Annotated in this window: 26 protein-coding genes; 18 read left to right on the top strand and 8 right to left on the bottom strand. The window is 49.5% G+C overall.

Annotated features, from left to right (window positions below; genetic code table 11):
- Nucleotides 1–5: 5 nt before the first annotated feature.
- The 14 genes from rseP (at nt 6) to MES37_RS00065 (ending at nt 17,474) form a co-directional block, all read left to right on the top strand.
- Nucleotides 6–1,358: a sigma E protease regulator RseP gene (rseP, locus tag MES37_RS00130; RefSeq protein WP_237929852.1), complete on the top strand. Its 1,353-nt coding sequence runs from the start codon at nt 6–8 to the stop codon at nt 1,356–1,358.
- 33 nt (nt 1,359–1,391) lie between these two features.
- Entirely contained in the window at nt 1,392–3,800 is a 2,409-nt protein-coding gene (bamA, locus tag MES37_RS00125) for an outer membrane protein assembly factor BamA (protein ID WP_064539774.1), read from the top strand.
- Between the two features lie 120 nt (nt 3,801–3,920).
- Nucleotides 3,921–4,421, top strand: coding sequence for a molecular chaperone Skp (skp, locus tag MES37_RS00120; protein WP_064539772.1), 501 nt, complete (start codon nt 3,921–3,923; stop codon nt 4,419–4,421).
- A 3-nt stretch (nt 4,422–4,424) separates the two neighbouring features.
- Nucleotides 4,425–5,450: a UDP-3-O-(3-hydroxymyristoyl)glucosamine N-acyltransferase gene (gene lpxD, locus MES37_RS00115; RefSeq protein WP_064539770.1), complete on the top strand. Its 1,026-nt coding sequence runs from the start codon at nt 4,425–4,427 to the stop codon at nt 5,448–5,450.
- 116 nt (nt 5,451–5,566) lie between these two features.
- Nucleotides 5,567–6,022 (top strand): 3-hydroxyacyl-ACP dehydratase FabZ, encoded by a 456-nt coding sequence (fabZ, locus tag MES37_RS00110; RefSeq protein WP_064539768.1) that lies wholly within the window; start codon nt 5,567–5,569, stop codon nt 6,020–6,022.
- 3 nt (nt 6,023–6,025) lie between these two features.
- Nucleotides 6,026–6,814: an acyl-ACP--UDP-N-acetylglucosamine O-acyltransferase gene (gene lpxA / locus MES37_RS00105; protein WP_064539766.1), complete on the top strand. Its 789-nt coding sequence runs from the start codon at nt 6,026–6,028 to the stop codon at nt 6,812–6,814.
- Nucleotides 6,815–7,963 (top strand): lipid-A-disaccharide synthase, encoded by a 1,149-nt coding sequence (lpxB, locus tag MES37_RS00100; protein WP_064539764.1) that lies wholly within the window; start codon nt 6,815–6,817, stop codon nt 7,961–7,963.
- Complete coding sequence (rnhB, locus tag MES37_RS00095; RefSeq protein ID WP_064539762.1) at nt 7,960–8,556, top strand: ribonuclease HII; 597 nt, start codon at nt 7,960–7,962, stop codon at nt 8,554–8,556. The genes lpxB and rnhB overlap by 4 nt, the downstream gene beginning before the upstream one ends.
- 38 nt (nt 8,557–8,594) lie before the next feature.
- Nucleotides 8,595–12,077 (top strand): DNA polymerase III subunit alpha, encoded by a 3,483-nt coding sequence (gene dnaE, locus MES37_RS00090; protein WP_064539760.1) that lies wholly within the window; start codon nt 8,595–8,597, stop codon nt 12,075–12,077.
- Between the two features lie 12 nt (nt 12,078–12,089).
- Nucleotides 12,090–13,049, top strand: coding sequence for an acetyl-CoA carboxylase carboxyl transferase subunit alpha (gene accA / locus MES37_RS00085; RefSeq protein ID WP_064539758.1), 960 nt, complete (start codon nt 12,090–12,092; stop codon nt 13,047–13,049).
- 155 nt (nt 13,050–13,204) lie between these two features.
- Nucleotides 13,205–15,346, top strand: coding sequence for a lysine decarboxylase LdcC (locus tag MES37_RS00080; protein WP_064539756.1), 2,142 nt, complete (start codon nt 13,205–13,207; stop codon nt 15,344–15,346).
- Between the two features lie 56 nt (nt 15,347–15,402).
- Complete coding sequence (locus MES37_RS00075) at nt 15,403–15,792, top strand: VOC family protein (protein WP_064539754.1); 390 nt, start codon at nt 15,403–15,405, stop codon at nt 15,790–15,792.
- Nucleotides 15,793–15,855: 63 nt separating this feature from the next.
- On the top strand, nt 15,856–17,166 hold the full coding sequence (gene tilS, locus MES37_RS00070) for a tRNA lysidine(34) synthetase TilS (RefSeq protein ID WP_064540229.1): 1,311 nt from the start codon (nt 15,856–15,858) through the stop codon (nt 17,164–17,166).
- Nucleotides 17,163–17,474, top strand: coding sequence for a c-type cytochrome (locus tag MES37_RS00065; RefSeq protein WP_064539752.1), 312 nt, complete (start codon nt 17,163–17,165; stop codon nt 17,472–17,474). The genes tilS and MES37_RS00065 overlap by 4 nt, the downstream gene beginning before the upstream one ends.
- Nucleotides 17,475–17,528: 54 nt before the next feature.
- Here MES37_RS00065 and rof read toward each other — a convergent pair whose 3' ends face one another.
- Nucleotides 17,529–17,789 (bottom strand): Rho-binding antiterminator, encoded by a 261-nt coding sequence (gene rof / locus MES37_RS00060; protein ID WP_064539750.1) that lies wholly within the window; start codon nt 17,787–17,789, stop codon nt 17,529–17,531.
- Nucleotides 17,776–17,976, bottom strand: coding sequence for a YaeP family protein (locus MES37_RS00055; protein WP_064540227.1), 201 nt, complete (start codon nt 17,974–17,976; stop codon nt 17,776–17,778). The genes rof and MES37_RS00055 overlap by 14 nt, the downstream gene beginning before the upstream one ends.
- 204 nt (nt 17,977–18,180) lie before the next feature.
- On the opposite strand from MES37_RS00055, the gene MES37_RS00050 reads away from it, so the two are divergent.
- From MES37_RS00050 to nlpE, 3 genes are read left to right on the top strand one after another with little or no spacing between them, the layout of a single operon-like run.
- On the top strand, nt 18,181–18,723 hold the full coding sequence (locus MES37_RS00050) for a YaeQ family protein (RefSeq protein ID WP_064539748.1): 543 nt from the start codon (nt 18,181–18,183) through the stop codon (nt 18,721–18,723).
- A complete protein-coding gene (arfB, locus tag MES37_RS00045; RefSeq protein WP_064539746.1) occupies nt 18,723–19,142 on the top strand; it encodes an alternative ribosome rescue aminoacyl-tRNA hydrolase ArfB in 420 nt (139 codons plus the stop codon). Before MES37_RS00050 ends, arfB begins: the two co-directional genes overlap by 1 nt.
- Nucleotides 19,143–19,180: 38 nt before the next feature.
- Nucleotides 19,181–19,876: an envelope stress response activation lipoprotein NlpE gene (gene nlpE / locus MES37_RS00040; RefSeq protein WP_121815683.1), complete on the top strand. Its 696-nt coding sequence runs from the start codon at nt 19,181–19,183 to the stop codon at nt 19,874–19,876.
- Nucleotides 19,877–19,939: 63 nt separating this feature from the next.
- Here the strand turns inward: nlpE and proS are convergent, their stop codons facing one another.
- The 6 genes from proS to metN form a co-directional block, all read right to left on the bottom strand.
- Nucleotides 19,940–21,658 carry a proline--tRNA ligase gene (proS, locus tag MES37_RS00035; protein ID WP_121814267.1) on the bottom strand — a complete coding sequence of 573 codons (1,719 nt, stop codon included), beginning with the start codon at nt 21,656–21,658 and terminating at the stop codon, nt 19,940–19,942.
- A 113-nt stretch (nt 21,659–21,771) separates the two neighbouring features.
- Nucleotides 21,772–22,479: a tRNA (N6-threonylcarbamoyladenosine(37)-N6)-methyltransferase TrmO gene (tsaA, locus tag MES37_RS00030; protein ID WP_237929850.1), complete on the bottom strand. Its 708-nt coding sequence runs from the start codon at nt 22,477–22,479 to the stop codon at nt 21,772–21,774.
- Nucleotides 22,476–22,880: an Rcs stress response system protein RcsF gene (gene rcsF / locus MES37_RS00025; RefSeq protein WP_064539739.1), complete on the bottom strand. Its 405-nt coding sequence runs from the start codon at nt 22,878–22,880 to the stop codon at nt 22,476–22,478. Before rcsF ends, tsaA begins: the two co-directional genes overlap by 4 nt.
- A gap of 114 nt (nt 22,881–22,994) precedes the next feature.
- A complete protein-coding gene (metQ, locus tag MES37_RS00020) occupies nt 22,995–23,810 on the bottom strand; it encodes a methionine ABC transporter substrate-binding lipoprotein MetQ (RefSeq protein ID WP_064539737.1) in 816 nt (271 codons plus the stop codon).
- Between the two features lie 45 nt (nt 23,811–23,855).
- A complete protein-coding gene (locus MES37_RS00015; RefSeq protein ID WP_064539735.1) occupies nt 23,856–24,509 on the bottom strand; it encodes a methionine ABC transporter permease MetI in 654 nt (217 codons plus the stop codon).
- On the bottom strand, nt 24,502–25,533 hold the full coding sequence (metN, locus tag MES37_RS00010; RefSeq protein ID WP_064539733.1) for a methionine ABC transporter ATP-binding protein MetN: 1,032 nt from the start codon (nt 25,531–25,533) through the stop codon (nt 24,502–24,504). The genes MES37_RS00015 and metN overlap by 8 nt, the downstream gene beginning before the upstream one ends.
- Nucleotides 25,534–25,721: 188 nt before the next feature.
- On the opposite strand from metN, the gene gmhB reads away from it, so the two are divergent.
- Nucleotides 25,722–26,288, top strand: a complete 567-nt coding sequence (gmhB, locus tag MES37_RS00005) for a D-glycero-beta-D-manno-heptose 1,7-bisphosphate 7-phosphatase (RefSeq protein ID WP_064539732.1) — start codon at nt 25,722–25,724, stop codon at nt 26,286–26,288.
- Nucleotides 26,289–26,434 lie beyond the last annotated feature (146 nt).

The raw sequence follows: 26,434 nt of genomic DNA, 5'->3' as shown, positions 1-26,434 counted from the left end.
GTTATATGTTGAGCTTACTCTGGAATTTGGCTGCATTTATCGTTGCACTGGGTGTGTTAATTACCGTGCATGAGTTCGGCCATTTTTGGGTTGCTCGTCGCTGCGGCGTAAAAGTAGAGCGCTTTTCCATTGGTTTTGGTAAAGCGCTCTGGCGTCGCACTGACCGTCATGGTACCGAATTTGTCATTGCCCTAATCCCTCTTGGCGGCTACGTCAAAATGCTTGATGAACGTGTTGAGCCGGTTAGCCCGGAACTGCGCCATCAGGCTTTCAATAACAAAACTGTTTCTCAACGAGCAGCAATTATTGCTGCCGGTCCGATTGCTAACTTTATCTTCGCTGTGTTTGCTTATTGGCTTGTGTTTATCATTGGTGTGCCCGGTGTTCGTCCGATTGTTGGCGAAGTTATGCCCAACTCGATAGCGGCCGAAGCACAAATTGCACAAGGCACGGAACTTAAAGCGATAGATGGTATCGAAACGCCTGATTGGGAATCAGTTCAACTTGCGTTAATGGGCAAAATTGGCGATGACAGCGTCAAGATGACGACGGCACCGTTGGGCTCGAATCTGAAAAGTGAAAAAACGCTTGATTTGCGCCGCTGGCAATTTGACCCAGAAAAGCAGAATCCGATCACTTCTTTAGGTATCGAACCACGTCGTCCGCAGATTGAGACAGCACTACAGGAAGTACAGCCAAATTCCGCAGCGGAAAAAGCGGGTTTGCAAGCTGGAGACAGGATCGCTAAAGTCAACGGTGCGGCACTGACTCAGTGGACAGAATTTGTTAGTCAGGTGCGTGACAATCCAGGTCAGCCACTGGAGCTAGAAATAGAAAGACAAGGGGCGCTCTTGTCTTTAACGTTGATACCGGATACAAAACCGGGTAAAGCGAAGGCTGAAGGGTTTGCGGGTGTGGTTCCAAAGGTTATCCCGCTACCGGATGAGTATAAAACAGTACGCCAGTATGGGCCGTTTGCGGCTGTTGCGGAAGCCACGGATAAAACCTGGCAACTGATGAAGCTTACGGTCAATATGCTGGGAAAATTAATAACCGGTGACATCAAGCTGAATAACCTCAGTGGGCCAATCTCCATAGCTCAAGGGGCTGGTATGTCAGCGGAATCTGGGTTGATTTACTATCTGATGTTCCTGGCGCTGATTAGCGTCAATCTGGGGATTATCAACCTGTTTCCGTTACCCGTCCTGGACGGGGGGCATCTGCTCTTTTTGGCGATTGAGAAACTGAAAGGTGGGCCGGTTTCCGAGCGAGTTCAAGACTTTAGTTACCGCATTGGCTCTATATTGCTGGTGCTGTTGATGGGGCTTGCACTTTTCAATGATTTCTCTCGGTTTTAGAGAGAATTAGGTTAGGAAGAACGCATAACAACGATGGCGATGAAAAAGTTGCTCATAGCGTCGCTGCTGTTTAGCAGCGCCACCGTATACGGTGCAGACGGGTTCGTGGTGAAGGATATTCATTTCGAAGGCCTGCAGCGAGTCGCCGTCGGTGCGGCCCTCCTCAGCATGCCGGTTCGCGTAGGCGATACTGTCTCTGACGAGGATATCAGTAATACTATCCGTTCACTTTTTGCTACCGGGAACTTCGAAGATGTCCGGGTGCTGCGTGATGGTGAAACGTTGGTTGTACAGGTGAAAGAACGCCCGACAATCGCGAGTATTACTTTCTCTGGTAACAAGTCCGTGAAGGACGACATGCTTAAACAGAACCTCGAGGCTTCTAGCGTGCGTGTCGGTGAGTCACTGGACAGAACAACCCTGGCCGATATTGAAAAAGGGCTGGAAGATTTCTATTACAGCGTTGGTAAATACAGTGCCAGCGTGAAAGCCGTTGTTACGCCACTGCCGCGTAACCGTGTTGACCTGAAACTGGTATTCCAGGAAGGCGTTTCCGCCAAAATTCAACAAATCAACATTGTGGGCAACCATGCGTTTACTACTGACGAGCTCATTTCGCACTTCCAGTTGCGTGATGAGGTGCCGTGGTGGAACGTGGTGGGCGATCGTAAATATCAGAAGCAGAAGCTTGCTGGTGATCTCGAAACACTGCGCAGTTACTACCTGGATCGTGGTTATGCACGCTTTAACATCGATTCTACCCAGGTCAGCCTGACGCCTGATAAGAAAAGCATTTACGTTACCATCAACGTGACAGAAGGTGATCAGTATAAGATTGCTGGCGTGACGGTGAGCGGTAATCTGGCTGGGCACTCAGCAGAAATTGAAACGCTGACTAAGCTCAAGCCGGGCGAGCTTTATAACGGCACTAAAGTGACCAAAATGGAAGACGACATCAAGAAATTGTTGGGTCGTTATGGTTACGCCTATCCGCGCGTGCAAACACAACCTGAAATCAATGATGCAGACAAGACCGTTAAACTGCATGTTAACGTTGATTCAGGTAACCGTTACTACGTACGTAAAATTCGCTTTGAAGGTAACGACACCAGTAAAGATTCTGTCCTGCGTCGCGAAATGCGCCAAATGGAAGGAACGTGGCTGGGTAGTGACCTTGTCGACTCAGGCAAAGAACGTCTGAACCGTCTGGGATACTTCGAAACTGTAGATGTCGACACGCAGCGTGTGTCAGGTAGCCCTGACCAGGTTGATGTGGTTTACAAAGTTAAGGAGCGTAATACCGGTAGCTTCAACTTTGGTATCGGTTACGGTACTGAAAGTGGTATCAGCTTCCAGGTGGGTGTCCAGCAGGATAACTGGCTTGGAACGGGTTACTCTGTCGGTATCAACGGGACCAAAAACGATTATCAGACATATGCGGAATTGTCCTTAACCGACCCGTACTTTACAGTTGATGGTGTGAGCCTTGGCGGTCGTGTCTTCTACAACGACTTTAAAGCAGATGACGCGGACCTTTCTGACTACACCAACAAAAGTTATGGTGTGGATGGAACCCTTGGTTTCCCGGTTAATGAAAACAACACGTTGCGTCTTGGTGTAGGTTATGTCCACAACGACCTGTCCAACATGCAGCCGCAGGTTGCGATGTGGCGTTACCTGGATTCAATGGGTCAATCAGCGGGTACTACGTCGACTGATAATGGTTTTGCGGCAGATGACTTCACGCTGAACTATGGCTGGACGTATAACAAACTTGACCGTGGTTACTTCCCAACGGAAGGTTCACGTGTGAACCTGAACGGTAAAGTGACCGTACCAGGTTCTGACAACGAGTTCTACAAAGTCACGTTTGATACAGCAAGCTACTTCCCAATTGATGATGATCATACCTGGGTAATGTTAGGCCGTGCTCGTATTGGTTACGGTGATGGCTTGGGCGGCAAAGAAATGCCGTTCTATGAAAACTTCTATGCCGGTGGTTCCAGTACAGTCCGTGGCTTCCAGTCCAACAACATTGGTCCGAAAGCGGTCTATATTGGTGGTCCTGGAAATGATAATTGCGACCAGCCTAACGGGTATTGCTCATCCGACGATGCAGTCGGTGGTAACGCAATGGCTGTGGCAAGTTTAGAACTTATCACGCCAACACCATTCCTGAGCGATAAGTACGCGAACTCAGTTCGTACTTCCTTGTTCATGGACATGGGTACCGTTTGGGATACAAACTGGGATAATGAGAAGTATTCTGCTGATGGGATTCCTGATTACAGTGACCCAAGCAATATTCGTATGTCAGCAGGTATAGCATTGCAATGGATGTCACCATTAGGGCCGTTGGTATTCTCTTATGCCCAACCGTTCAAGAAATATGAAGGTGACAAAGCGGAACAATTCCAGTTTAACATTGGTAAAACCTGGTAATTGTTTTGCGCAAAGGAATGCGAGTAAGCAGTGTCGCGTTGATGCCAGTTCGCTAAATGCAGAACTGGCACTCGCAAAAAGAGTGTCTCAGGACACATACGGGATGGTAAGGAGTTAATTGTGAAAAAGTGGTTATTTGCCGCAGGTCTTGGCCTCGCTATGGCTGCATCAGCCAGTGTTCAAGCAGCTGACAGCATTGCTGTAGTGAACATGGGTAATCTGTTCCAACAGGTTGCACAGAGCACCGGTGTGTCCAAAACTTTGGAAAACGAGTTCAAAGGCCGCGCGAGCGAGTTGCAGAATATGGAAGGCGATCTGCAATCCAAAATGCAAAAGCTGCAACGTGATGGTTCTACCATGAAAGCTGCTGACCGTAGCAAAATGGAAAAAGATCTGATGGCTCAGCGCCAGCAGTTCCAGACCAAAGCTCAAGCTTTTGAACAAGACCGTAACCGTCGTTCTAACGAAGAACGTGGTAAACTGGTTACTCGTATTCAGAGCGCAGTGAAGAAAGTTGCTGACGACAAAGGCTACGACGTAGTTCTGGATACTAACACCGTTGCTTATGCAGGCAGCAGTGTAAAAGACATCACTTCAGATGTTCTGAAACAGGTTAAATAAGTAATGTCTTCAATTCGACTGGCTGATTTAGCCCAGCAGTTGGATGCAGAATTGCACGGTGATGGCGAACTCGTCATCACCGGCGTTGCATCTATGCAAACGGCAAAAGCAGGCCAAATTACATTCATGGTAAACCCTCGTTATCGTGAGCAATTGGCTGTTTGCCAGGCTTCTGCCGTCGTGATGACTGAAGCCGATCTTCCTTTCGCACATAGCGCAGCTTTGGTAGTGAAGAACCCCTACCTGACTTATGCTCGTATGGCGCAAATTCTTGATTCCACGCCGCAACCTGCTCAAAATATCGCGCCAGGCGCGGTGGTTGATGCGACTGCGACGTTGGGTAAAAATGTTGCCATTGGCGCTAATGCGGTTATCGAATCTGGCGTAGTGCTGGGCGATAATGTCGTGATTGGCCCTGGCTGTTTCGTGGGCAAAAACACCAATATTGGTGCTGGCACTCGCCTGTGGGCGAATGTGTCGATCTATCACGAAATCCAGATTGGTGAGCAGTGCCTGGTTCAGTCCGGTACTGTCATTGGTTCTGATGGTTTTGGTTATGCTAACGATCGTGGAAACTGGGTGAAGATCCCCCAGCTTGGCCGAGTGATCATTGGCGATCGTGTTGAAATTGGTGCATGTACAACAATCGACCGTGGTGCACTGGACGACACGATTATTGGCAATGGTGTTATCATCGATAATCAATGCCAGATTGCACATAACGTTGTGATTGGCGACAATACTGCCGTTGCTGGTGGTGTCATCATGGCTGGTAGCCTGAAAATTGGGCGCTACTGTATGATTGGCGGTGCCAGTGTTATCAATGGTCATATGGAAATCTGCGATAAAGTCACCGTGACTGGAATGGGCATGGTAATGCGCCCAATCACAGAACCGGGAGTTTACTCCTCAGGTATTCCACTACAGCCAAACAAAGTGTGGCGTAAAACAGCCGCGTTGGTGATGAATATCGACGAAATCAGCAAGCGCTTGAAATCAGTTGAGAAAAAAATCAATCAACAAGACTAAAAGTCACCCGCCCAAGACGCGTTAGTGCTTACTGATTTGCGGCCTGCTAGCTATCCCGAGATAGCCGCAGGCCGTGTTATTATTGTCATTTGGTACATTTAGACAGGAAGAGTATCTTGACTATCGACACTCATACTCTGCACATCGAAGAGATTTTAGAACTTCTGCCGCACCGTTACCCGTTCTTGCTGGTAGATCGCGTGCTGGATTTTGAAGAAGGCCGTTTTTTACGTGCAGTAAAAAATGTCTCAGTAAACGAGCCGTTTTTCCAGGGCCACTTCCCTGGTAAACCGATTTTCCCAGGTGTTTTGATTCTTGAAGCGATGGCGCAAGCCACCGGTATTCTTGCGTTTAAAAGCGTAGGCAAACTGGAACCTGGTGAGCTTTATTACTTTGCTGGTATTGATGAAGCACGTTTCAAGCGCCCAGTCGTGCCTGGTGACCAGATGGTCATGGAAGTTACTTTCGAGAAAACCCGCCGTGGTCTGACGCGCTTCAAAGGCGTGGCAACTGTTGACGGTAAAATTGTCTGCGAAGCAACTATGATGTGTGCCCGCAGCCGGGAGAGTTAATACGTGATTGATAAATCCGCCTTTATTCATCCATCAGCCATTGTGGAAGAAGGTGCCGTCATCGGTGCTAACGTTCATATTGGTCCGTTTTGTATTGTTGGTCCGCATGTTGAGATCGGTGACGGTACCGTTCTGAAGTCTCATGTTGTGGTAAATGGTCATACGACTATTGGTCGCGATAACGAGATATATCAGTTCGCGTCCATTGGTGAAGTGAACCAGGATCTTAAATATGCTGGTGAACCAACCCGAGTGGAAATTGGCGACCGCAACCGCATTCGCGAAAGCGTAACCATCCATCGTGGAACAGAACAGGGCGGTGGCTTGACGAAGGTGGGTAGCGATAACTTACTGATGATTAACGCCCACGTGGCGCATGATTGTACGGTTGGTAATCGTTGTATCCTCGCGAATAACGCAACACTTGCTGGTCACGTTTGCGTTGATGATTTTGCCATCATCGGCGGCATGACCGCGGTGCACCAGTTCTGTATTATCGGTGCGCACGTGATGGTGGGTGGCTGCTCTGGTGTAGCACAAGATGTTCCACCGTATGTTATTGCGCAGGGCAACCACGCGACACCATTTGGCGTCAATATCGAAGGGCTTAAACGCCGCGGTTTCAGTAGAGAAGCAATCCACGCAGTTCGTAATGCGTATAAAATTCTCTACCGCAGCGGGAAAACCTTCGAAGAAGCTAAGCCTGAGATTGCTCAAATTGCCGAGCAACATCCAGAAGTGAACGCATTCGTTGAATTCTTCGCTCGTTCAACTCGTGGTCTGATTCGCTAAATGAAGCCTGGTCGTCCGCTTACGATTGCCCTGGTCGCCGGAGAAACTTCCGGCGATATTCTTGGTGCAGGTCTGATTCGTGCATTAAAAGCTCGTGTTCCTGATGCTCGCTTCGTGGGTGTCGCTGGGCCATTGATGCAGGCTGAAGGTTGTGAAGCCTGGTATGAAATGGAAGAGTTGGCCGTGATGGGCATTGTTGAAGTGCTGGGTCGCCTGCGTCGATTACTTCATATTCGTGCTGATTTGACTCGCCGTTTCACAGAATTACAGCCAGATGTTTTTGTCGGTATCGATGCGCCTGATTTTAACATCACGCTGGAAGGTAATCTCAAAAAGCAGGGTATTCGTACCATTCATTACGTCAGTCCTTCTGTTTGGGCATGGCGTCAAAAACGTGTTTTCAAAATTGGCAGAGCAACGGATTTAGTGCTCGCATTTCTGCCTTTCGAAAAAGCGTTTTACGATAGATTTAATGTGCCGTGTCGGTTTATCGGTCATACCATGGCGGATGCTATGCCGCTTGACCCTGATAAAAATGCCGCACGCGCGACTTTAGGTATTTCCCCTGAGGCTAAATGCCTGGCACTGTTGCCTGGTAGCCGCGGTGCAGAAGTTGAAATGCTCAGCGCAGATTTTCTCAAAACAGCACTTTTGCTGCGTGAACGTTTTCCGAGTCTGGAAATCGTTGTTCCGCTGGTTAATGCCAAACGTCGTGAACAATTCGAACGAATCAAAGCTGAAGTCGCTCCAGACTTGACGATGCACTTGCTCAATGGGCAAGGGCGCGAAGCGATGGTGGCGAGCGATGCCGCATTGCTGGCATCGGGTACCGCTGCACTGGAGTGCATGTTGGCGAAATGCCCGATGGTGGTTGGTTATCGCATGAAGCCGTTCACTTTCTGGCTTGCGAAGCGCCTGGTTAAAACTGATTACGTTTCATTGCCAAATCTGCTGGCTGGCCGTGAACTGGTTAAAGAGTTATTGCAGGATGAGTGTGAGCCCAATGCGCTTGCGAAGGCGCTGGGCCCGTTGCTTGAAGACGGTGCGCAGAGTCACCAAATGCATGACACCTTCCGCGATCTGCATCAGCAAATTCGTTGTAACGCAGATGAACAGGCCGCAGACGCCGTGCTGGAGCTCGCACAATGATTGAATTTATTTACCCTCATACGCACCTGGTAGCAGGTGTTGATGAAGTGGGTCGTGGCCCACTGGTTGGCGCAGTTGTCACTGCGGCGGTGATTCTTGATCCAGCAAAACCTATTATTGGCCTTGCTGATTCGAAGAAACTCTCTGAAAAACGTCGCAACGCGCTTTACGATGAAATCATCGAAAAAGCGCTGTCCTGGAGTCTTGGCCGAGCTGAACCGGAAGAGATCGACCAGTTAAACATTTTGCATGCCACTATGCTGGCGATGCAGCGTGCAGTTGCTGGCCTCAGTGTGGTGCCTGAATATGTGCTGATCGATGGTAACCGCTGCCCAGCGCTACCAATGCCTTCACTGGCGGTAGTAAAAGGCGACAGCCGGGTTGCAGAAATTAGCGCGGCATCGATAATTGCCAAAGTGACGCGCGATCGTGAAATGACAGAGCTAGACCTCTGTTTTCCGCAATACGGTTTTGCCCAACACAAGGGTTACCCTACCGCTTTTCATCTGGAAAAGTTGGCAGAGCATGGTGCGACTGAACATCATCGTCGTAGTTTTGCTCCGGTCAAACGCGCTCTCGGACTGGCGTCCTGATTTGCGGACGTACGTTACACATCTAAACGGAATGAGAAATGGCTGAACCACGTTTCGTACACCTGCGGGTGCACAGCGACTACTCTATGGTTGATGGCCTGGCAAAAACCGCTCCGCTGGTGAAGAAAGCCGCGGCGATGGGGATGCCGGCGATCGCTATCACCGATTTTACTAACCTTTGCGGGTTGGTGAAATTCTATGGTGCAGCTCATGGCGTAGGGCTTAAGCCGATCATCGGTGCTGATTTTAACGTTGCCAATGAGTTGTTGGGGGATGAGCTTAGCCATCTGACGGTTCTCGCCACCAATAATGACGGTTACCAGAACCTTACCCTGTTGATTTCTAAAGCCTACCAACGTGGTTATGGAGCAGCAGGCCCGATTATTGACCGAACCTGGCTTGCCGAGCTCAACGAAGGGCTGATCCTGCTGTCTGGCGGGCGGATGGGGGATATTGGCAAAAACTTGTTGCGTGGCAATACGGCACAGCTTGATCAGTGCCTGGAATTCTACCAGCAGTATTTTGCCGATCGCTTCTATCTGGAGCTGATTCGAACCGGCCGTCCCGATGAAGAAAGCTATTTACACGCCGCTGTGGCTTTGGCCGATGAGCGTGGTTTGCCGGTGGTGGCGACCAACGACGTCAGGTTTATTGAAGCCACAGATTTTGATGCTCACGAAATTCGTGTCGCGATTCACGACGGCTTTACGCTTGATGACCCGAAACGCCCACGCAATTACTCTTCGCAGCAATACTTGCGTACTGAAGAAGAGATGTGTGAGCTGTTTTCAGATATTCCGGAAGCGCTAGAAAATAGCGTAGAAATTGCCAAACGCTGTAATGTCACCGTGCGCCTGGGTGAGTACTTCTTGCCCCAATTCCCAACCGGTGAAATGTCGACCGAAGATTTCCTGGTGATGAAATCCCGGGAAGGGCTAGAAGATCGTCTGGAATTCTTATTCAAAGATCCTGAAGAGCGGGCAGCAAAACGGCCACCGTATGATGAGCGTCTGGAAATTGAACTCAAAGTTATCAACCAGATGGGGTTTCCAGGGTACTTTCTGATCGTAATGGAATTTATCCAGTGGTCCAAAGATAACGGTGTGCCAGTCGGCCCAGGTCGTGGTTCTGGTGCCGGCTCGCTGGTTGCTTACGCTCTGAAAATCACTGACCTCGATCCGCTTGAATTGGATCTGCTGTTCGAACGCTTCCTGAACCCGGAACGTGTTTCGATGCCTGACTTTGATATCGACTTCTGCATGGAGAAACGCGATCGGGTTATTGATCACGTGGCCGAAATGTATGGGCGTGAGGCGGTATCGCAGATCATTACTTTTGGTACCATGGCGGCAAAAGCGGTTATCCGCGATGTGGGCCGCGTACTGGGTCACCCGTACGGCTTTGTCGATCGTATTTCTAAACTGATCCCGCCAGATCCGGGAATGACGCTTGCCAAAGCGTTTGAGGTCGAGCCACAGCTTCCTGAAATCTACGAGGCTGACGAAGAAGTTAAAGCGCTAATCGATATGGCGCGAAAACTTGAAGGTGTGACGCGAAACGCTGGCAAACACGCCGGTGGTGTTGTCATCGCGCCAACCAAAATTACCGACTTTGCTCCGCTGTATTGCGATGACCAGGGGCAGAACCCGGTCACCCAGTTCGATAAAAATGATGTGGAATATGCGGGTCTGGTGAAGTTCGACTTCCTTGGCTTGCGTACGCTGACCATCATCGACTGGGCGTTGAAGATGATTAACCCGCGTCGGGCAAAGCAAGGTTTAGAGCCGATTGATATCGCCGCTATTCCGCTCGAAGACAAGAAAAGCTTCGACATGCTGCAACGCTCGGAAACCACTGCGGTGTTCCAGCTTGAATCCCGCGGCATGAAAGATTTGATTAAGCGTCTACAGCCTGACTGCTTCGAAGATATGATCGCACTGGTGGCGCTTTTCCGCCCTGGCCCGCTGCAATCAGGCATGGTTGATAACTTTATCGACCGTAAGCACGGGCGTGAAGCTATCTCTTATCCGGATATTCAGTGGCAGCATGAAAGCCTGAAACCGGTGCTGGAACCGACCTACGGCATCATCCTGTATCAAGAACAGGTTATGCAAATTGCGCAGGTTCTGGCGGGTTACTCGCTCGGCGGCGCAGATATGTTGCGTCGTGCGATGGGTAAAAAGAACCCAGCCGAGATGGCGAAGCAGCGTGGTGGCTTTGAAGATGGCGCGAAATCTCGCGGTATTGACGGCGAACTGGCGATCAAAATCTTTGACCTGGTAGAGAAATTCGCCGGTTACGGGTTTAACAAATCTCACTCCGCAGCTTACGCGCTGGTTTCCTACCAGACGCTATGGTTAAAAGCGCACTATCCGGCAGAATTTATGGCCGCAGTAATGACTGCGGATATGGATAACACCGAGAAAATCGTTGGCCTGGTCGACGAATGCTGGCGTATGGGTCTGAAAATTCTGCCACCAGATATTAACTCGGGTCTGTACCATTTCCACGTTAATGACGACGGGGAAATTGTTTACGGCATTGGCGCGATTAAAGGTGTTGGTGAAGGCCCAATTGAAGCGATAATTGAGGCGCGTAACGAAGGCGGTTATTTCCGTGAGTTGTTCGACCTCTGTGCGCGTGCTGACGTTAAAAAACTCAATAAACGTATCCTTGAAAAATTAGTGATGTCCGGGGCCTTTGACCGTCTTGGACCGCATCGGGCTGCACTTATGAATGCGCTGCCCGATGCGCTAAAAGCGGCTGATCAGCACGCTAAAGCGGAAGCTATCGGCCAGGTTGATATGTTCGGTGTACTGGCTGATGAACCAGAGCAGGTTGAACAGTCTTATGCCAGCGTGATGCCGTGGCCTGAGCAAGTGGTACTGGACGGCGAGCGTGAAACGCTGGGCTTGTATCTTACTGGCCACCCCATCACACAGTACCTTAAAGAAATTGAGCGCTATGTCGGTGGCATGCGCCTGAAAGAGATGCACCCGACAGAACGTGGTAAAATGACCACGGCTGCGGGTCTGGTGATTGCTTCGCGGGTGATGGTTACCAAGCGCGGCAATCGCATTGGCATCTGTACTCTGGATGACCGTTCTGGTCGCCTGGAAGTGATGCTATTCACAGATGCGTTAGAAAAGTACCAGCATCTGTTGGAAAAAGACCGTATCCTGATCGTCAGCGGACAGGTCAGCTTTGATGACTTCAGCGGTGGCCTTAAAATGACTGCTCGCGAAGTAATGGACATTGACGAGGCCCGCGAAAAGTATGCGCGTGGGCTTGCTATCTCGCTGACGGACAGGCAAATTGATGACCAGCTTTTGAACCGTCTCCGTCAGTCTCTGGAACCCCATCGTTCGGGGACCATTCCAGTACATCTCTACTATCAGAGAGCGGATGCACGAGCGCGTTTGCGTTTTGGCGCAGCATGGCGTGTATCCCCAAGCGATCGTTTGCTCAATGAGCTTCGCACGCTGATAGGCTCGGAGCAGGTGGAACTGGAGTTTGACTAATACAGGAATATTATGAGTCTGAATTTCCTCGATTTTGAACAGCCGATTGCAGAGCTGGAAGCGAAAATTGATTCCCTGACTGCAGTTAGCCGTCAGGACGAAAAGTTAGATATTAATCTCGACGAAGAAGTGCAGCGTCTGCGTGAAAAAAGCGTAGAACTCACACGTAAAATCTTCGCCGATTTAGGGGCATGGCAGATTGCTCAACTGGCGCGTCATCCGCAGCGCCCGTATACGCTTGATTACCTGCGTCTCGCTTTTGATGAGTTTGATGAGCTTGCGGGTGACCGTGCGTATGCTGACGATAAAGCTATTGTTGGCGGGATTGCGCGCTTAGATGGTCGTCCGGTGATGGTTATTGGCCATCAAAAAGGCCGTGAAACCAAAGAGAAGATTCGCCGTAACTTCGGTATGCCAGCACCTGAGGGGTATCGTAAAGCACTGCGTTTGATGGAAATGGCTGAGCGCTTCAAGATGCCAATCATTACCTTCATCGACACTCCAGGCGCATACCCTGGTGTGGGTGCGGAAGAGCGCGGTCAATCCGAAGCTATCGCTCGCAACTTGCGTGAGATGTCTGGCCTGAAAGTGCCCGTCATCTGTACCGTAATTGGTGAGGGTGGTTCTGGTGGTGCGCTGGCGATTGGTGTGGGCGATAAAGTGAATATGCTGCAGTACAGCACCTATTCCGTAATCTCCCCAGAAGGCTGTGCGTCAATTCTGTGGAAAAGTGCTGATAAAGCCCCTATCGCCGCAGAAGCGATGGGCATCATTGCTCCGCGCCTGAAAGAGCTGAAGCTGATTGATTCCGTCATTCCTGAACCACTGGGCGGTGCGCACCGTAACGTGGAAGTAATGGCAGCATCACTGAAAGCGCAGTTACTGGCTGATTTAGCCGATCTGGACGTGCTGAATACCGAAGAGCTGTTGGCTCGTCGTTATCACCGTCTGATGAGCTACGGCTACGCGTGATAGCATGAAGCATTGCCAGGAAAGGTCAGAAGAAATTCTGGCCTTTTTTATTGCCTGAATCCCAGACTTTAAAAAGCTTTACACCACTGAGCTTGTCCTCAGCCTGATTTCAATAAACTATGCTTACTTAAAGGTTTTTTGCCAGGAGGTAAGCGTTGAATATTATTGCAATCATGGGCCCGCATGGTGTTTTCTACAAAGATGAGCCAATTAAAGAGTTACATAAAGCACTGGAAGTGCAAGGTTTCCGGCTCATTTACCCCACCAACAGCACCGACCTGCTTAAACTCATCGAACATAATCCGCGTATTTGTGGTGTCATTTTTGACTGGGACGAGTACAGCATGGACTTATGCAGCGAAATTAATGCGCTGAATGAATATTTGCCGCTGTATGCGTTTATCAATACGCACTCTTCGCTGGATGTCAGCGTCAACGAAATGCGCATGGCGCTGTGGTTTTTTGAATATGCTCTCAGTGCCGCCGACGACATCGCCCTGCGCATCCGTCAGTACACCAACGAGTATCTGGATAACATCACTCCGCCGTTAACTAAAGCGCTGTTTAACTATGTTAACGAAGGAAAATATACCTTCTGCACACCTGGCCACATGGCGGGCACTGCCTACCAGAAAAGCCCGGTCGGCTGCCTGTTCTACGATTTTTTTGGTGCGAATACTCTCAAGGCAGATGTCTCTATTTCGGTGACAGAACTGGGATCGTTACTGGATCACACAGGGCCGCATCTGGAAGCCGAGGAATACATCGCCCGTACTTTCGGTGCTGAACAGAGCTACATGGTGACTAACGGTACATCGACGTCGAATAAAATCGTTGGTATGTACGCAGCTCCTTCTGGCAGCACGGTGTTGATTGACCGTAATTGTCACAAATCGCTGACGCATTTGTTGATGATGACGGATTTGGTTCCCATCTGGCTCAAGCCGACTCGTAACGCGTTGGGGATTTTAGGCGGTATTCCGAAGCGTGAGTTTATGCGCGCGAGCATCGAAGAAAAGGTGGCGAACACTGAAAATGCGCAGTGGCCAGTTCATGCGGTCATTACCAACTCGACATACGACGGCTTGCTGTATAACACCGAATTTATCAAACAAACCCTGGATGTTCCGTCTATCCACTTTGACTCCGCCTGGGTGCCATACACCAATTTCCATCCGATTTATCAGGGGAAAAGTGGCATGAGCGGCGATCGGGTCGTGGGAAAAGTCATTTACGAAACTCAATCCACACACAAGCTACTGGCAGCGTTCTCACAAGCATCTCTGATTCATATTAAAGGGAATTACGACGAGGAGACTTTCAACGAAGCCTACATGATGCACACCACGACCTCGCCAAGTTATCCGTTGGTGGCGTCGATTGAAACGGCTGCAGCGATGCTGCGTGGTAACCCAGGTAAGCGGTTGATCAACCGTTCAGTAGAACGTGCGTTGCATTTTCGTCGTGAAGTTCAGCGTTTACGTGAAGAGACTGAGGATTGGTTCTTCGATATTTGGCAGCCGGAACACATAGACGAAGCGGCTTGTTGGCCTATTTCACCAGGCGAAGAAGACTGGCACGGCTTCAAAGATGCTGATGCCGACCATATGTACCTCGACCCGATTAAAGTCACCATTCTGACGCCGGGCATGGATGAGTTAGGTACGATGGCCGAGCAGGGGATCCCTGCGGCATTGGTGGCGAAGTTCCTTGATGAGCGTGGTGTGGTGGTAGAAAAAACCGGGCCGTATAACTTGCTCTTCCTGTTCAGTATTGGCATCGACAAAACCAAAGCTTTAAGTTTGCTGCGTGGTTTGACGGAGTTTAAACGCTCTTATGACCTCAATCTGCGGGTGAAAAACATGCTGCCAGATTTGTATGCCGAAGACCCAGATTTTTACCGCAATATGCGTATCCAGGATCTGGCGCAAGGCATTCATAAACTGATTAAGCAGCACAACCTTTCCGATCTGATGCTGCGGGCTTTTGATGTGTTACCGGAAATGAAAATGACACCGCACAAAGCCTATCAACAACAAGTGAAAGGCAACGTTGAAACGGTCGAAATTGAACAACTACTAAACCGTGTCTCGGCTAACATGATCCTGCCGTATCCGCCGGGTGTCCCGGTGGTGATGCCTGGTGAGATGATTACCGATGAAAGCCGCGCCGTGCTCGATTTCTTGCTGATGCTGTGCTCGGTTGGAGAACACTATCCCGGCTTTGAAACCGATATTCACGGCGCTAAATTGGGTGACGATGGCATCTACCGTGTACGAGTCTTAAAAACGGTTTAGGGTCTTGATTTAGCAAGGCGCGATAGTTACCGTGCGGAAAAGATAAAGGAGCACTTATGCTGGGTTTAAAACAAGTTCATCACATCGCGATTATTGCTTCGGACTACCCAATCAGTAAGCATTTTTACTGTGACATTCTCGGCTTCACGCTGCAGGCAGAGGCTTATCGTGAAGAGCGAGATTCATGGAAAGGGGATTTGGCGCTGAACGGGCAATATGTCATTGAGTTGTTCTCGTTTCCTTTTCCCCCTGCAAGGCCAAGCCGTCCGGAAGCTTGTGGGCTGCGCCATTTGGCGTTTAGCGTTGATGACATTGATAGCGCGATTGTTCATCTTGAGAAGCATGGCGTGAAGTGCGAACCCGTGCGTATCGATCCTTTCACGGATAAACGTTTTACTTTCTTTAGTGACCCAGATGGCTTACCGCTGGAGCTTTATCAGCAGTAACACTTGCCTCATATCTCGTTGCCCAGTAACGTGCTGGGCAAATCCTTATTCAAACTACTGATTATGCAACTTCGTCCTCTATTCACATTACTGCATCCGCACCAACAATTGCTGGTGGCGTTTAGTGGCGGGCTGGATTCCACGGTTTTACTGCATCAGTTGGTCACACTGCGTGACAGCCAGGCTGCAAATTATAAAATTCGTGCAATGCACATTCATCACGGCTTAAGCCCTTTCGCTGATGATTGGGCTGAGCATTGTCAGAAAGTGTGTTTGCAATGGAACGTGCCATGCGAAGTCAGACGAGTGCAGTTAGCCGACGACGGATTAGGCATTGAAGCTCACGCCCGGGCAGCACGTTATCAGGCGCTGACGGAAGCATTACTTCCTGAAGAGGTGCTACTCACAGCACAACATCTCGACGACCAATGCGAAACGTTTTTGTTGGCCCTAAAGCGTGGAAGTGGCCCTGCGGGATTATCCGCAATGCCAGTGCGCTTGCCTTTGGGCGAGACGGAATTAATCAGGCCGTTGCTCGGGCAAGCGCGTCAGCAGTTGCAAGCATGGGCGGATGAACACCAGCTAACCTGGATAGAAGACGAAAGTAATCAGGACGACAGCTACGACCGTAATTTCTTACGGCTGCGAGTGCTTCCTGAAATCCAACAGCGCTGGCCTCATTTCCCGCAAAGCGTGGCGCGCAGTGCGGAGTTGTGCGCTGAACAAGAACAACTACTTGATGAGTTGCTGGCCGAACAACTCGATGAACTCATTCAGTCTGATGGATCGTTGTTAATTGAGCCTATGCAGCCGTTGAGCGAGGTTCGTCGTGCCGCGCTGTTACGCCGTTGGATTGCCAGACAGAAAGCGGTGATGCCTTCCAGAGCAGCACTTGTGCGTTTATGGGATGAAGTGGCAACCAGCCGTGAGGATGCCAATCCGCGGCTGAAGTTTGGCTGCTATGAAGTCCGTCGTTTTCAGGGCGCGCTGTACTGGTTGCCAATAATCCATGGGTTAGGTGATGAAGTGGTTCGCTGGGCTGCGCCTTTCGAGCCATTAATCTTGCCCGACGGTTTGGGAGTGGTTCAACTTGTGGCAACCGGGCAAGAGATTCGTGCACCGCTGGATAACGAACCGGTGAGTATTCGATTTAAGGCTACCGGGCAGCTCCACATTGTGGGGCGGGATCGTGGCCGTAGCCTGAAAAAAATCTGGCAGGAATTTGGCATTCCGCCATGGCTACGCGAGCGAACACCGCTGTTATATTACGGCGAAAAATTAATTGCCGCTCTGGGCGTTTTTGTCACCCAGGAGGGAAGGGCAACAGAACAATCATGCTGGCATGTCGACTGGCAAAAGGAGAATCAGCAGTGAAGAGAATATTTATTTTGGCCGGTGTGCTGGTGTGCGCTCAGCCTGTATGGGCAAAAGGTGATGCCGCAGCCGGTGAACAGAAAGCCATGATGTGTGTGGCCTGTCATGGCGCAACCGGGAAAGTTTCTGTACCGATGTACCCGAATCTGGCGGGGCAAAACCAGGCGTATCTTGAGCACTCATTGCAAGCGTATAAAAAAGGCGAACGCAGTGGCGGACAAGCGGAAATCATGAAGGCTTACGTCAGTGGTTTGTCTGATGAAGATATTAGCAATCTGGCGGCTTACTACGCGTCCATGAAACCGTAGTAAAAAAAACGGGCAGCCAAGTAAGGCTGCCCGCGCATGCGGATACTTTGCGTATCAGGACTCGCTAACTACGACAGTCCCAATTTCAGGATGGCTGAAACTGGTTATTTTATCGAGACGAACTTCGCGAGCGGCACCGGCATCATCGACAATCAAATATTCGATGTTCTTACGAGATACCAGGTCACTGGCTTTCGCCTTGAAAACTTCTCCGCTCTTTAATTCCAGCGTCAATAATAAGTGATGCTGGCAGGCGAGCTCGAGATTGTCATAATCATCACAATTGATGGGTTGATAGGCATCATTCATTGACATAATCGCTCACCAGTAAGTTCGCGGCAGCATACGCCGCCTGTTCCCTGATAGATTCTGGTTGTGCTTCGTTGGAAGCCACTTCGTTCAGCACCTTCAAGACGCAACCTAGTGCATCCGGAATGTAACCCAAATCTCCGCTGGCTATTTCCGCATAGCGCTTTCGTACTAATTCACAATACTTTTCCACACGCCCTCCTTTCAGAGTCCCGACCTCAGACTTAATCGTGGGATGCAAGTTAAGCCTACGAAGATAAACTCTGTTTAGCAAGGTGACTATACCACAGTGATGAAAGCGATATCAGCAGCGTAACTCTCTACATCAGTGAATACATAACAGCGTTTTAGCGAGGTTTTCGTTACAATGACTGCCTAATTAGTGTGGAGAAGTGTGATGGCGTTAAAAGCGACAATCTATAAAGCGATGGTGAATGTTGCCGATCTCGATCGAAATCAGTTTCTGGATAGCAACCTGACGCTTGCGCGCCATCCTTCGGAAACTCAAGAACGCATGATGCTGCGTTTGCTGGCGTGGATTAAATATGCCAATGAGCGCCTGCAGTTTTCTCGCGGATTAAGCGCTGAAGACGAGCCTGAAATCTGGCAGCGCAACGATCATATGGGCATCGACTTGTGGATTGAACTCGGTCTGCCGGAAGAAAAACGCCTGAAAAAAGCCTGTAGCCAATCTGCAGAAGTGGCGCTGTTTACTTATAACAGCCGTGCCGCAGAAATCTGGTGGCAGCAGCATCAAAATAAACTCAAGCAATACCAAAACTTGTCTATCTGGTACCTGGATGATGAGCAACTGGCGAAGCTGTGTGAGTTCGGCACGCGCTCAATGAACTTGCAGGCCACGATTCAGGATGGTGCGATTTGGCTGTCTGATGCTGAGAATAATCTCGAAATTCACTTCACGGCCTGGCAGCATCATTGATGATTGTCGTCTCTCGTGCGGTAGCCATACCGGACAACGAAGTCACCATTACGGCTATCCGCGCACAAGGAGCGGGTGGCCAGCATGTGAATAAAACCTCAACGGCAATCCATTTGCGTTTTGACATTCGAGCCTCCAGCCTGCCAGAGTATTATAAAGAACGCTTATTGGCGGCCAGCCATCATCTGATTACGCCTGATGGTGTGGTTGTGATTAAAGCGCAGGAATATCGTAGCCAGGAAATGAATCGTGAAGCGGCGGTGGCAAGGCTCGTTTCCTTGATTCAGGAATTAACCGTTGAGCAGAAAAACCGTCGGGCGACCCGGCCTACACGCGCGTCAAAAGAGCGCCGTCTGGCATCGAAATCACAAAAATCTACGACTAAGTCGCTACGAGGAAAAGTCCGTCGCCCTGAATGACGAACGGCAAAGAAATTGACCAGCAGAAGGAAGAGATGGTGAAAAAAATACTATTGTCAGCTGTGGCTGTGTGCAGTTTGTTCGCTCTTTTTGGCTGTAATAACCGGGCCGAAGTTCAAACGTTGCAGCAGACGCAAGTTGCAGAGCTGCAACCGATGCAGCAAAGCTACCGTGGTGTTTTACCTTGTGCGGATTGCTCAGGAATTGAAACCTCGCTGTTTTTGGAAAAAGATGGCTCGTGGGTCATGAATCAGCGCTACGAGGGCGCGAAAGAGCCAGCGGTATTTGCCTCATATGGCAGTTGGGCGCGTACGGCTGATAAATTAGTGTTGACCGCAAGCGACGGTGAAAAGCTCTACTTCCGTCCTAAAGGTGATAGCCTGGAAATGTTGGATAGGAGTGGCAATCCCATTGAGTCACAGCTCAATTACACGCTACAGCCGATGAAAGACGCTCTGCCTGCGACACCAATGACCATGAAAGGTATGTATAAGTACATGGCTGATGCGGCAATTTTCCAGGATTGTGCGACAGGGAAAACCTTTGACGTTGCCAGCAATGCTGAACTTGAGCGTGGCTATGCGGCCGCACGTGGCGAGGATTTCCAGCCCGTGTTGCTGGTGGTTGAAGCGCACTTTGCCTTACAGGCTTCACCTGATAGCGGCGAATTGAGAAAAACAGTGGTTGCAGACCGGGCCGCTAAGTTCGAGCCGAAGAAAACCTGCCACGACTAATCAAATGAATAAAAAAAGCCCCGCTAAGAAATTAGCGGGGCTTTTTGCTGAACACAATTGTTGTTAGCGTTTAATCTGCGCCAGCAGGAAATCAATGATTTCGCTGGTTTTGATCATCTGCTTCTCGCCTTCACGACGGTTTTTGTATTCGACTTCTTCGCTATCAAGGTTACGATCGCCGATAACGACAGTGTGCGGAATACCAATCAGTTCCATGTCCGCAAACATTACGCCTGGGCGTTCTTTGCGGTCATCCATCAGTACTTCAATGCCTTTGGCACGCAGAGTCGAATACAGCTCTTCTGCCAACTCTTTCACACGGAAAGATTTGTGCATATTCATTGGCAGAATAGCAACCTGGAACGGAGCAATCGCATCTGGCCACAGAATGCCACGGTCGTCATAGTTCTGCTCAATGGCAGCTGCTACTACGCGAGTCACACCGATACCGTAGCAACCCATGGTCAGAGTCTGATTGCGACCATCTTCACCCTGAACAGATGCTTTCATCGCTTCAGAGTATTTGGTGCCGAGCTGGAAGATATGGCCCACTTCGATGCCGCGTTTAATCAGCAAAGTTCCTTTGCCATCAGGGCTTGGGTCGCCTTCAACCACGTTACGAATGTCGGCAACTTCTGGCAGCGCAACATCACGTTCCCAGTTAATACCAACCAAGTGTTTACCGTCGATGTTTGCACCCGCAGCGAAGTCGCTCATCGCCGCAACAGTACGGTCAACAACCACCGGAATAGGCAGATTGACTGGGCCAAGTGAACCAGGGCCTGCTTTAACAACTGCACGAATTTCTTCTTCGGTCGCGAAAGTCAGTGGGCTGGCAACCTGTGGCAGTTTCTCTGCTTTGACTTCGTTCAGTTCGTGATCGCCACGAACCAGCAGAGCAACCAGAGGATAAGCACTCCCTTCGGTGGCTTTGACCATCAAAGTCTTCACTGTTTTTTCAACTGGCAGATTGAACTGCTCAACCAGCTCAGCGATGGTTTTTGCGTTCGGGGTGTCGATCTGCGTCATTTCAACAGTCGGTGCCGCACGGCCGCCAACTGGAGCAACCGCTTCAGCAAATTCGATGTTAGCTGCGTAATCAGACTCGGTTGAGAAGATGACATCATCTTCGCCGCTCTGGGCCAGCACCTGGAATTCGTGAGATGCACTGCCGCCGATAGAACCGGTATCAGCTTCTACTGCGCGGAAATCCAGACCCATACGGCTGAAGATTTTGCTGTAAGCCTGATACATCGCATCGTAAGTTTCCTGCAAGGATTCCTGAGAAGTATGGAAAGAGTAAGCGTCTTTCATCAGGAATTCACGGGAACGCATCACGCCGAAACGTGGGCGAACTTCGTCACGGAACTTAGTCTGAATCTGGAAGAAGTTCAGTGGCAGCTGTTTGTAAGAGCTGAGTTCATTACGAATCAAGTCAGTGATGACTTCTTCGTGAGTTGGGCCGAGGACAAATGGACGATCGCCACGGTCAACAAAACGCAGCAGCTCCGGGCCATACTGTTCCCAACGACCGCTCTCCTGCCACAAATCTGCGGGCTGAACCACGGGCATGCACATCTCGATGGCACCGGCGTTGTTCATCTCTTCACGCACGATGTTTTCGACTTTTTTCAGGACACGCAGACCGGTCGGCAACCAGGTATACAAACCTGAAGCGAGTTTACGGATCATCCCGGCGCGCAGCATCAGTTGATGGCTGATGACCTCGGCGTCGGCTGGTGTCTCCTTCAATGTGGAGAGCAGATATTGGCTAGTACGCATGTTGTTACGGTTCCATTTGAACGGCAGATAACTGGCTACCTGAGTAGCCTGATGCAAAATAAGTGTTTTAGTTTACCAGTGTGGCAGGAATGTCAAAAGAGAAGGGCGATAAATTAACGGTTCTCAACAGCAAACACTTCTGAACCTAGCTCGGTAACACGCCAGCGGACGTTAAAATCCAGCAATAAAACGGCGTAGCTTTTACCTGGCTCTTCAGCTTTGCGATAAGCCGGGCGAGGGTCCTGAGCCAGTACCTGACGGATGAAACGCTCAATGTGGGGAAAACGTTTCTCAAGCAGCAATAACTGCTGCTGTACTTCAGGTGTGAAATAAACCGGCATATCGGCTGCGGGGGCGTTTTGCGCGTATCCCGCAATGGCTTCTGGTACAGCTTCAGCAAATGGCAAATAAGGTTTGATATCAACCACCGGTGTGCCATCGACCAAATCGAGACTCCCCAATTGCAAAATGACCTGATCTTTTTGGCAGCGAATGCCTTTCAGTTCAACTAATGACATTCCAATGGGATTTGGTCGGAATGTCGAACGCGTAGCGAAAACACCCATTCGGGCATTGCCACCCAGACGAGGTGGGCGCACCGTGGGCCGCCAGCCGCCAGCCATCGTTTGATGAAAAACAAATAGCAGCCATAAATGACTAAAGCCTTCGAGGCCACGAACCGCATCTGCCACGTTATACGGTGGCAGAAAATGCAGCTCGCCACCGCCATCAGCCACTAAACCGGGCTGACGGGGAACGGCAAACTTCTCTTTATAAGGGGAGCGAATAACGCCAATCTGCTCAAAGCTAAACGCTGTCATTTTGCCGATACGTTCAATGCCGAACCTACACAAACGGCCTGCCGGTAGCAACCTGGTGTGCCGCTGGTAACATCACAGCTATGCAATAACACCGCGTTGGCTTTCATTTTTGAGGCGTTGACTTGCAAGCGTTTGCGGGCAGTTGGGATATTCGGTGGAGAATCTTGATTGCTCACCTGGCATGAATCGCCGCTGACTTCACCGAGATCACGGAAAGGTTTACCCACTAACTCTTCAGCATTGGTATAGATTTTTACGGGGGCAGGGCGCACGACTTTTGGTTTTGCAGGCTCCTGTTTCGGTGGTGTTGCGGTGCTTTTGATGGGCTCAACAGGGGATCTGCTTAGCATCGTACAGCCGCTCAGCATGACTGCTAATAAACAGATCGGTAAAGCACGCATAATTTTTCCTCAATGAATGATAAAACGCGATTATTGAATCAAGCTATTGCACAAATAACAAGACGGGCTTTCGCCCGCCTTAGTATATTTACGCAAAAATAAAAGAATGGAAACTTACCAGCCTTTTACTGCGCCGCCGTTGAAGACTTTGTTTGCTGCTTCGTAAACTTCGTCAGACTGGTAAGCCTGAACGAATTTCTTCACGTTTTCTGCATCTTTATTGTCTTCGCGGGAAACGATCAGGTTCACGTATGGAGAGTCTTTGTCTTCAACGAAGATACCATCTTTCGCTGGAGTCAGGCCAATCTGGCTTGCGTAAGTGGTGTTGATGATAGCCAGCGCAATCTGAGCATCGTCCAGGGAGCGTGGCAGCTGTGGAGCTTCCAGTTCAACCAGCTTCAGATTTTTAGGGTTTTCAGTTACGTCCAGAACGGTTGGCAGCAGACCCACGCCATCTTTCAGTTTAATCAGACCTTGTTTTTGCAGCAGCAGCAAAGAACGGCCAAGGTTAGTTGGGTCGTTTGGCAGAGCGATTTGCGCGCCAGCTTGCAGTTCATCTACAGATTTGATTTTTTTGGAGTAGCCAGCAATCGGGTAAACGAAAGTATTGCCTACACCAACCAGTTTGTAGCCACGGTCTTTGATCTGCTGATCCAGGTATGGTTTGTGTTGGAAAGCGTTAGCATCGATATCGCCCTTGCTCAGTGCTTCGTTAGGCAGAACGTAGTCGTTAAAAGTAACCAGCTCAACATCCAGGCCGTATTTCTCTTTTGCGACTTTCTGCGCAACTTCGGCAACCTGCTGCTCAGCACCAACAATGACGCCTACTTTAATATGGTTTGGATCTTTCTCGTCCTGACCACAACCCACTAGTGCCAGAGAACCAATCAGAGCACCAACTGCCGCAAAGGTTTTAAATTTAAAAGACATATCCTTTCCTTACTATGTGTAAAAAACGATGTTGTGTTGAACGTATTATTTGTGAGTTACAGCCCGGACGATACGATCGCCAGAGAATTGAATTAAATACACTAATACTACCAATAACACTAATACCGTATTCATCACGGTAGCGTTATAACCGATATAACCATACTGATAACCAATCTGACCTAAGCCACCGGCACCAACGGCACCGCCCATCGCGGAATAACCAACGAGAGTAATCAGTGTAATGGTGGCAGCATTTACCAGACCTGGCAGTGCTTCTGGCAGCAGAACTTTGCGGATGATTTGCATTGGAGTTGCACCCATTGCGCGTGAAGCTTCAATCAGACCCGATGGGATTTCTAACAGGGCGTTTTCCACCATACGTGCGATGAACGGTGCTGCACCTACGGTTAATGGAACGATTGCCGCTTGCAGGCCAATTGAAGTGCCGACAATGGTGCGGGTAAACGGAATCATCCATACCAGCAATATAATGAACGGTATAGAACGGAAGATATTCACTAACGCCGAAAGGCTGTTATAAAGCTTGGCGTTCTCGCTGATTTGACCCGGACGTGTAATATAGAGGAGCACACCAACAGGTAGCCCAAGCACGAAGCCAAAGAAGCCAGACACAAAAGTCATTGCCAGCGTCTCATACACTCCTTTAAGGAGTAACCACATCATTGGCTCAGACATAACCCAGCACCTCTACTTTTACATGTTGCTGCTGCAAGTATGCGATCGCAGCGTCCATATCCTGATGTTCTCCATGCAACTCGCACAGCATAATGCCGAACTTCACGCCACCGGCGTAATCCATCTGCGCGCTGATGATATTGCTATTCACATTAAAGCGACGGGCGGTTTCGGAAAGTAACGGCGCATCAACCGATTGGCCGGTAAACTCCAGGCGCAGCAATGGAACAGTATCTCCACTCTTTTCTGTACTTAAGCGTTGCGCGTAATCCTCAGGAATATCCAGATGCAGAGTGGACTGAATAAACTGTTGTGCAAGTGGTGTCTTCGGATGAGAGAACACTTCACTTACCGTATCTTGTTCTATTAATTCACCGTCGCTAATCACCGCGACACAATCACAGATGCGTTTTACAACATCCATTTCATGGGTAATCAATAGAATAGTCAGACCAAGGCGGCGGTTAATATCTTTCAACAGTTCGAGAATGGAACGTGTTGTTGCTGGATCAAGCGCGCTGGTGGCTTCATCGCATAGAAGAACTTTCGGGTTGCTTGCCAGCGCTCGAGCAATCGCAACACGCTGCTTTTGTCCACCAGACAGGTTGGCTGGGTACGCATCGTGCTTTTCGCTCAGACCGACCAAATCGAGTAATTCAGATACGCGGCGTTTGATTTCTTCGCGCGGTGTATTGTCCAACTCTAAAGGCAAAGCGACGTTGCCATACACAGTGCGGGAAGAGAGTAAGTTAAAGTGCTGGAAAATCATGCCAATCTGACGACGTGCTTTGGTTAGTTGGCTTTCAGAAAGAGTCGTCAATTCCTGGCCATCGACCAGAATAGAACCTTGTGTTGGACGCTCAAGCAGGTTCACACAACGGATCAATGTGCTTTTCCCTGCACCAGATGCGCCAATCACGCCATAAATTTGCCCAGCAGGAACATGCAGACTGACGTTATTCAACGCCTGTATGCTGCGGTTACCTTGCTGGAACACTTTGGTGATATTAGAAAGTTTTATCATTAGGTTATTTATTATCGTATGAGTGTAAGCCGTGGCATTTTCTGCTGCCGATAACGGGCGATGACCGTTATCGATATGGATGTTAAGGCATCCAGACGTCTAAATCAATCAGCGAATGATTGTCTGTTCTCGCCCAAATAGTAATTCATGCGATACTACACTAAATCCCCAGTATCAGGAGTTTCCAAGTGGCACAGTCTGTTCCCGCTATTTTTCTCGATCGTGATGGCACCATTAATGTTGATCATGGTTATGTCCATGAAGTTGATCAGTTTGAGTTCATTGATGGTGTGATTGACGCAATGCGTGAGTTAAAAGCAATGGGTTATGCGTTAGTTCTTGTCACTAACCAGTCTGGCATTGCCCGTGGCATGTTTACTGAAGCTGATTTTGAAAATCTGACTGAGTGGATGGATTGGTCCTTAGCTGACCGTGGTGTTGACCTTGATGGTATCTATTATTGCCCACATCACCCTGAGGCAATAGTAGAAGAGTTTCGCCAAACCTGTGATTGTCGTAAACCACAACCGGGGATGCTGCTCTCAGCTCAAGAGTTTCTTCATATAGATATGGCTTCTTCTTATATGGTTGGAGACAAGTTAGAAGACATGCAAGCAGCTTCAGCGGCACAAGTCGGGACAAAAGTATTGGTTCGTACAGGTAAACCGGTCACTGAGCAAAGCGAAGCCGCAGCTGATATTGTTATTAATAGCCTCGCAGACCTACCAAAAGCGATAAAAGCGCGTCAAAAATAGACGTTACGCTCAAAAGTTAAACGGTTGGCAATTATTTTGAAAATAGGGGTTGTCAGCCTCCAGAAAATCCCTATACTGCGCCTCCACTGACACGGCACAACGGCTTACAAACCGGCCCGTCAGCCAGATGAAAAGCGAAAATAAAC

The organism is Buttiauxella sp. S19-1 (genome assembly GCF_022134725.1).
Lineage (GTDB): Bacteria > Pseudomonadota > Gammaproteobacteria > Enterobacterales > Enterobacteriaceae > Buttiauxella > Buttiauxella ferragutiae.
The sequence above is the reverse complement of the archived record's forward strand: the minus strand, read 5'-3'. Positions and strand labels throughout refer to the sequence as shown.

Excerpts from the sequence above, each read along its gene's own strand:
- MES37_RS00015 (WP_064539735.1), bottom strand. The coding sequence starts at position 24,509 with ATGTCTGAGCCAATGATGTGGTTACTCCTTAAAGGAGTGTATGAGACG.
- rnhB (WP_064539762.1), top strand. The coding sequence starts at position 7,960 with ATGATTGAATTTATTTACCCTCATACGCACCTGGTAGCAGGTGTTGAT.
- MES37_RS00075 (WP_064539754.1), top strand. The coding sequence starts at position 15,403 with ATGCTGGGTTTAAAACAAGTTCATCACATCGCGATTATTGCTTCGGAC.
- dnaE (WP_064539760.1), top strand. The coding sequence starts at position 8,595 with ATGGCTGAACCACGTTTCGTACACCTGCGGGTGCACAGCGACTACTCT.
- metN (WP_064539733.1), bottom strand. The coding sequence starts at position 25,533 with ATGATAAAACTTTCTAATATCACCAAAGTGTTCCAGCAAGGTAACCGC.
- metQ (WP_064539737.1), bottom strand. The coding sequence starts at position 23,810 with ATGTCTTTTAAATTTAAAACCTTTGCGGCAGTTGGTGCTCTGATTGGT.
- rof (WP_064539750.1), bottom strand. The coding sequence starts at position 17,789 with ATGTCAATGAATGATGCCTATCAACCCATCAATTGTGATGATTATGAC.
- rcsF (WP_064539739.1), bottom strand. The coding sequence starts at position 22,880 with ATGCGTGCTTTACCGATCTGTTTATTAGCAGTCATGCTGAGCGGCTGT.
- proS (WP_121814267.1), bottom strand. The coding sequence starts at position 21,658 with ATGCGTACTAGCCAATATCTGCTCTCCACATTGAAGGAGACACCAGCC.
- lpxB (WP_064539764.1), top strand. The coding sequence starts at position 6,815 with ATGAAGCCTGGTCGTCCGCTTACGATTGCCCTGGTCGCCGGAGAAACT.
- lpxD (WP_064539770.1), top strand. The coding sequence starts at position 4,425 with ATGTCTTCAATTCGACTGGCTGATTTAGCCCAGCAGTTGGATGCAGAA.
- bamA (WP_064539774.1), top strand. The coding sequence starts at position 1,392 with ATGGCGATGAAAAAGTTGCTCATAGCGTCGCTGCTGTTTAGCAGCGCC.
- tsaA (WP_237929850.1), bottom strand. The coding sequence starts at position 22,479 with ATGACAGCGTTTAGCTTTGAGCAGATTGGCGTTATTCGCTCCCCTTAT.
- MES37_RS00050 (WP_064539748.1), top strand. The coding sequence starts at position 18,181 with ATGGCGTTAAAAGCGACAATCTATAAAGCGATGGTGAATGTTGCCGAT.
- rseP (WP_237929852.1), top strand. The coding sequence starts at position 6 with ATGTTGAGCTTACTCTGGAATTTGGCTGCATTTATCGTTGCACTGGGT.
- accA (WP_064539758.1), top strand. The coding sequence starts at position 12,090 with ATGAGTCTGAATTTCCTCGATTTTGAACAGCCGATTGCAGAGCTGGAA.
- arfB (WP_064539746.1), top strand. The coding sequence starts at position 18,723 with ATGATTGTCGTCTCTCGTGCGGTAGCCATACCGGACAACGAAGTCACC.
- tilS (WP_064540229.1), top strand. The coding sequence starts at position 15,856 with ATGCAACTTCGTCCTCTATTCACATTACTGCATCCGCACCAACAATTG.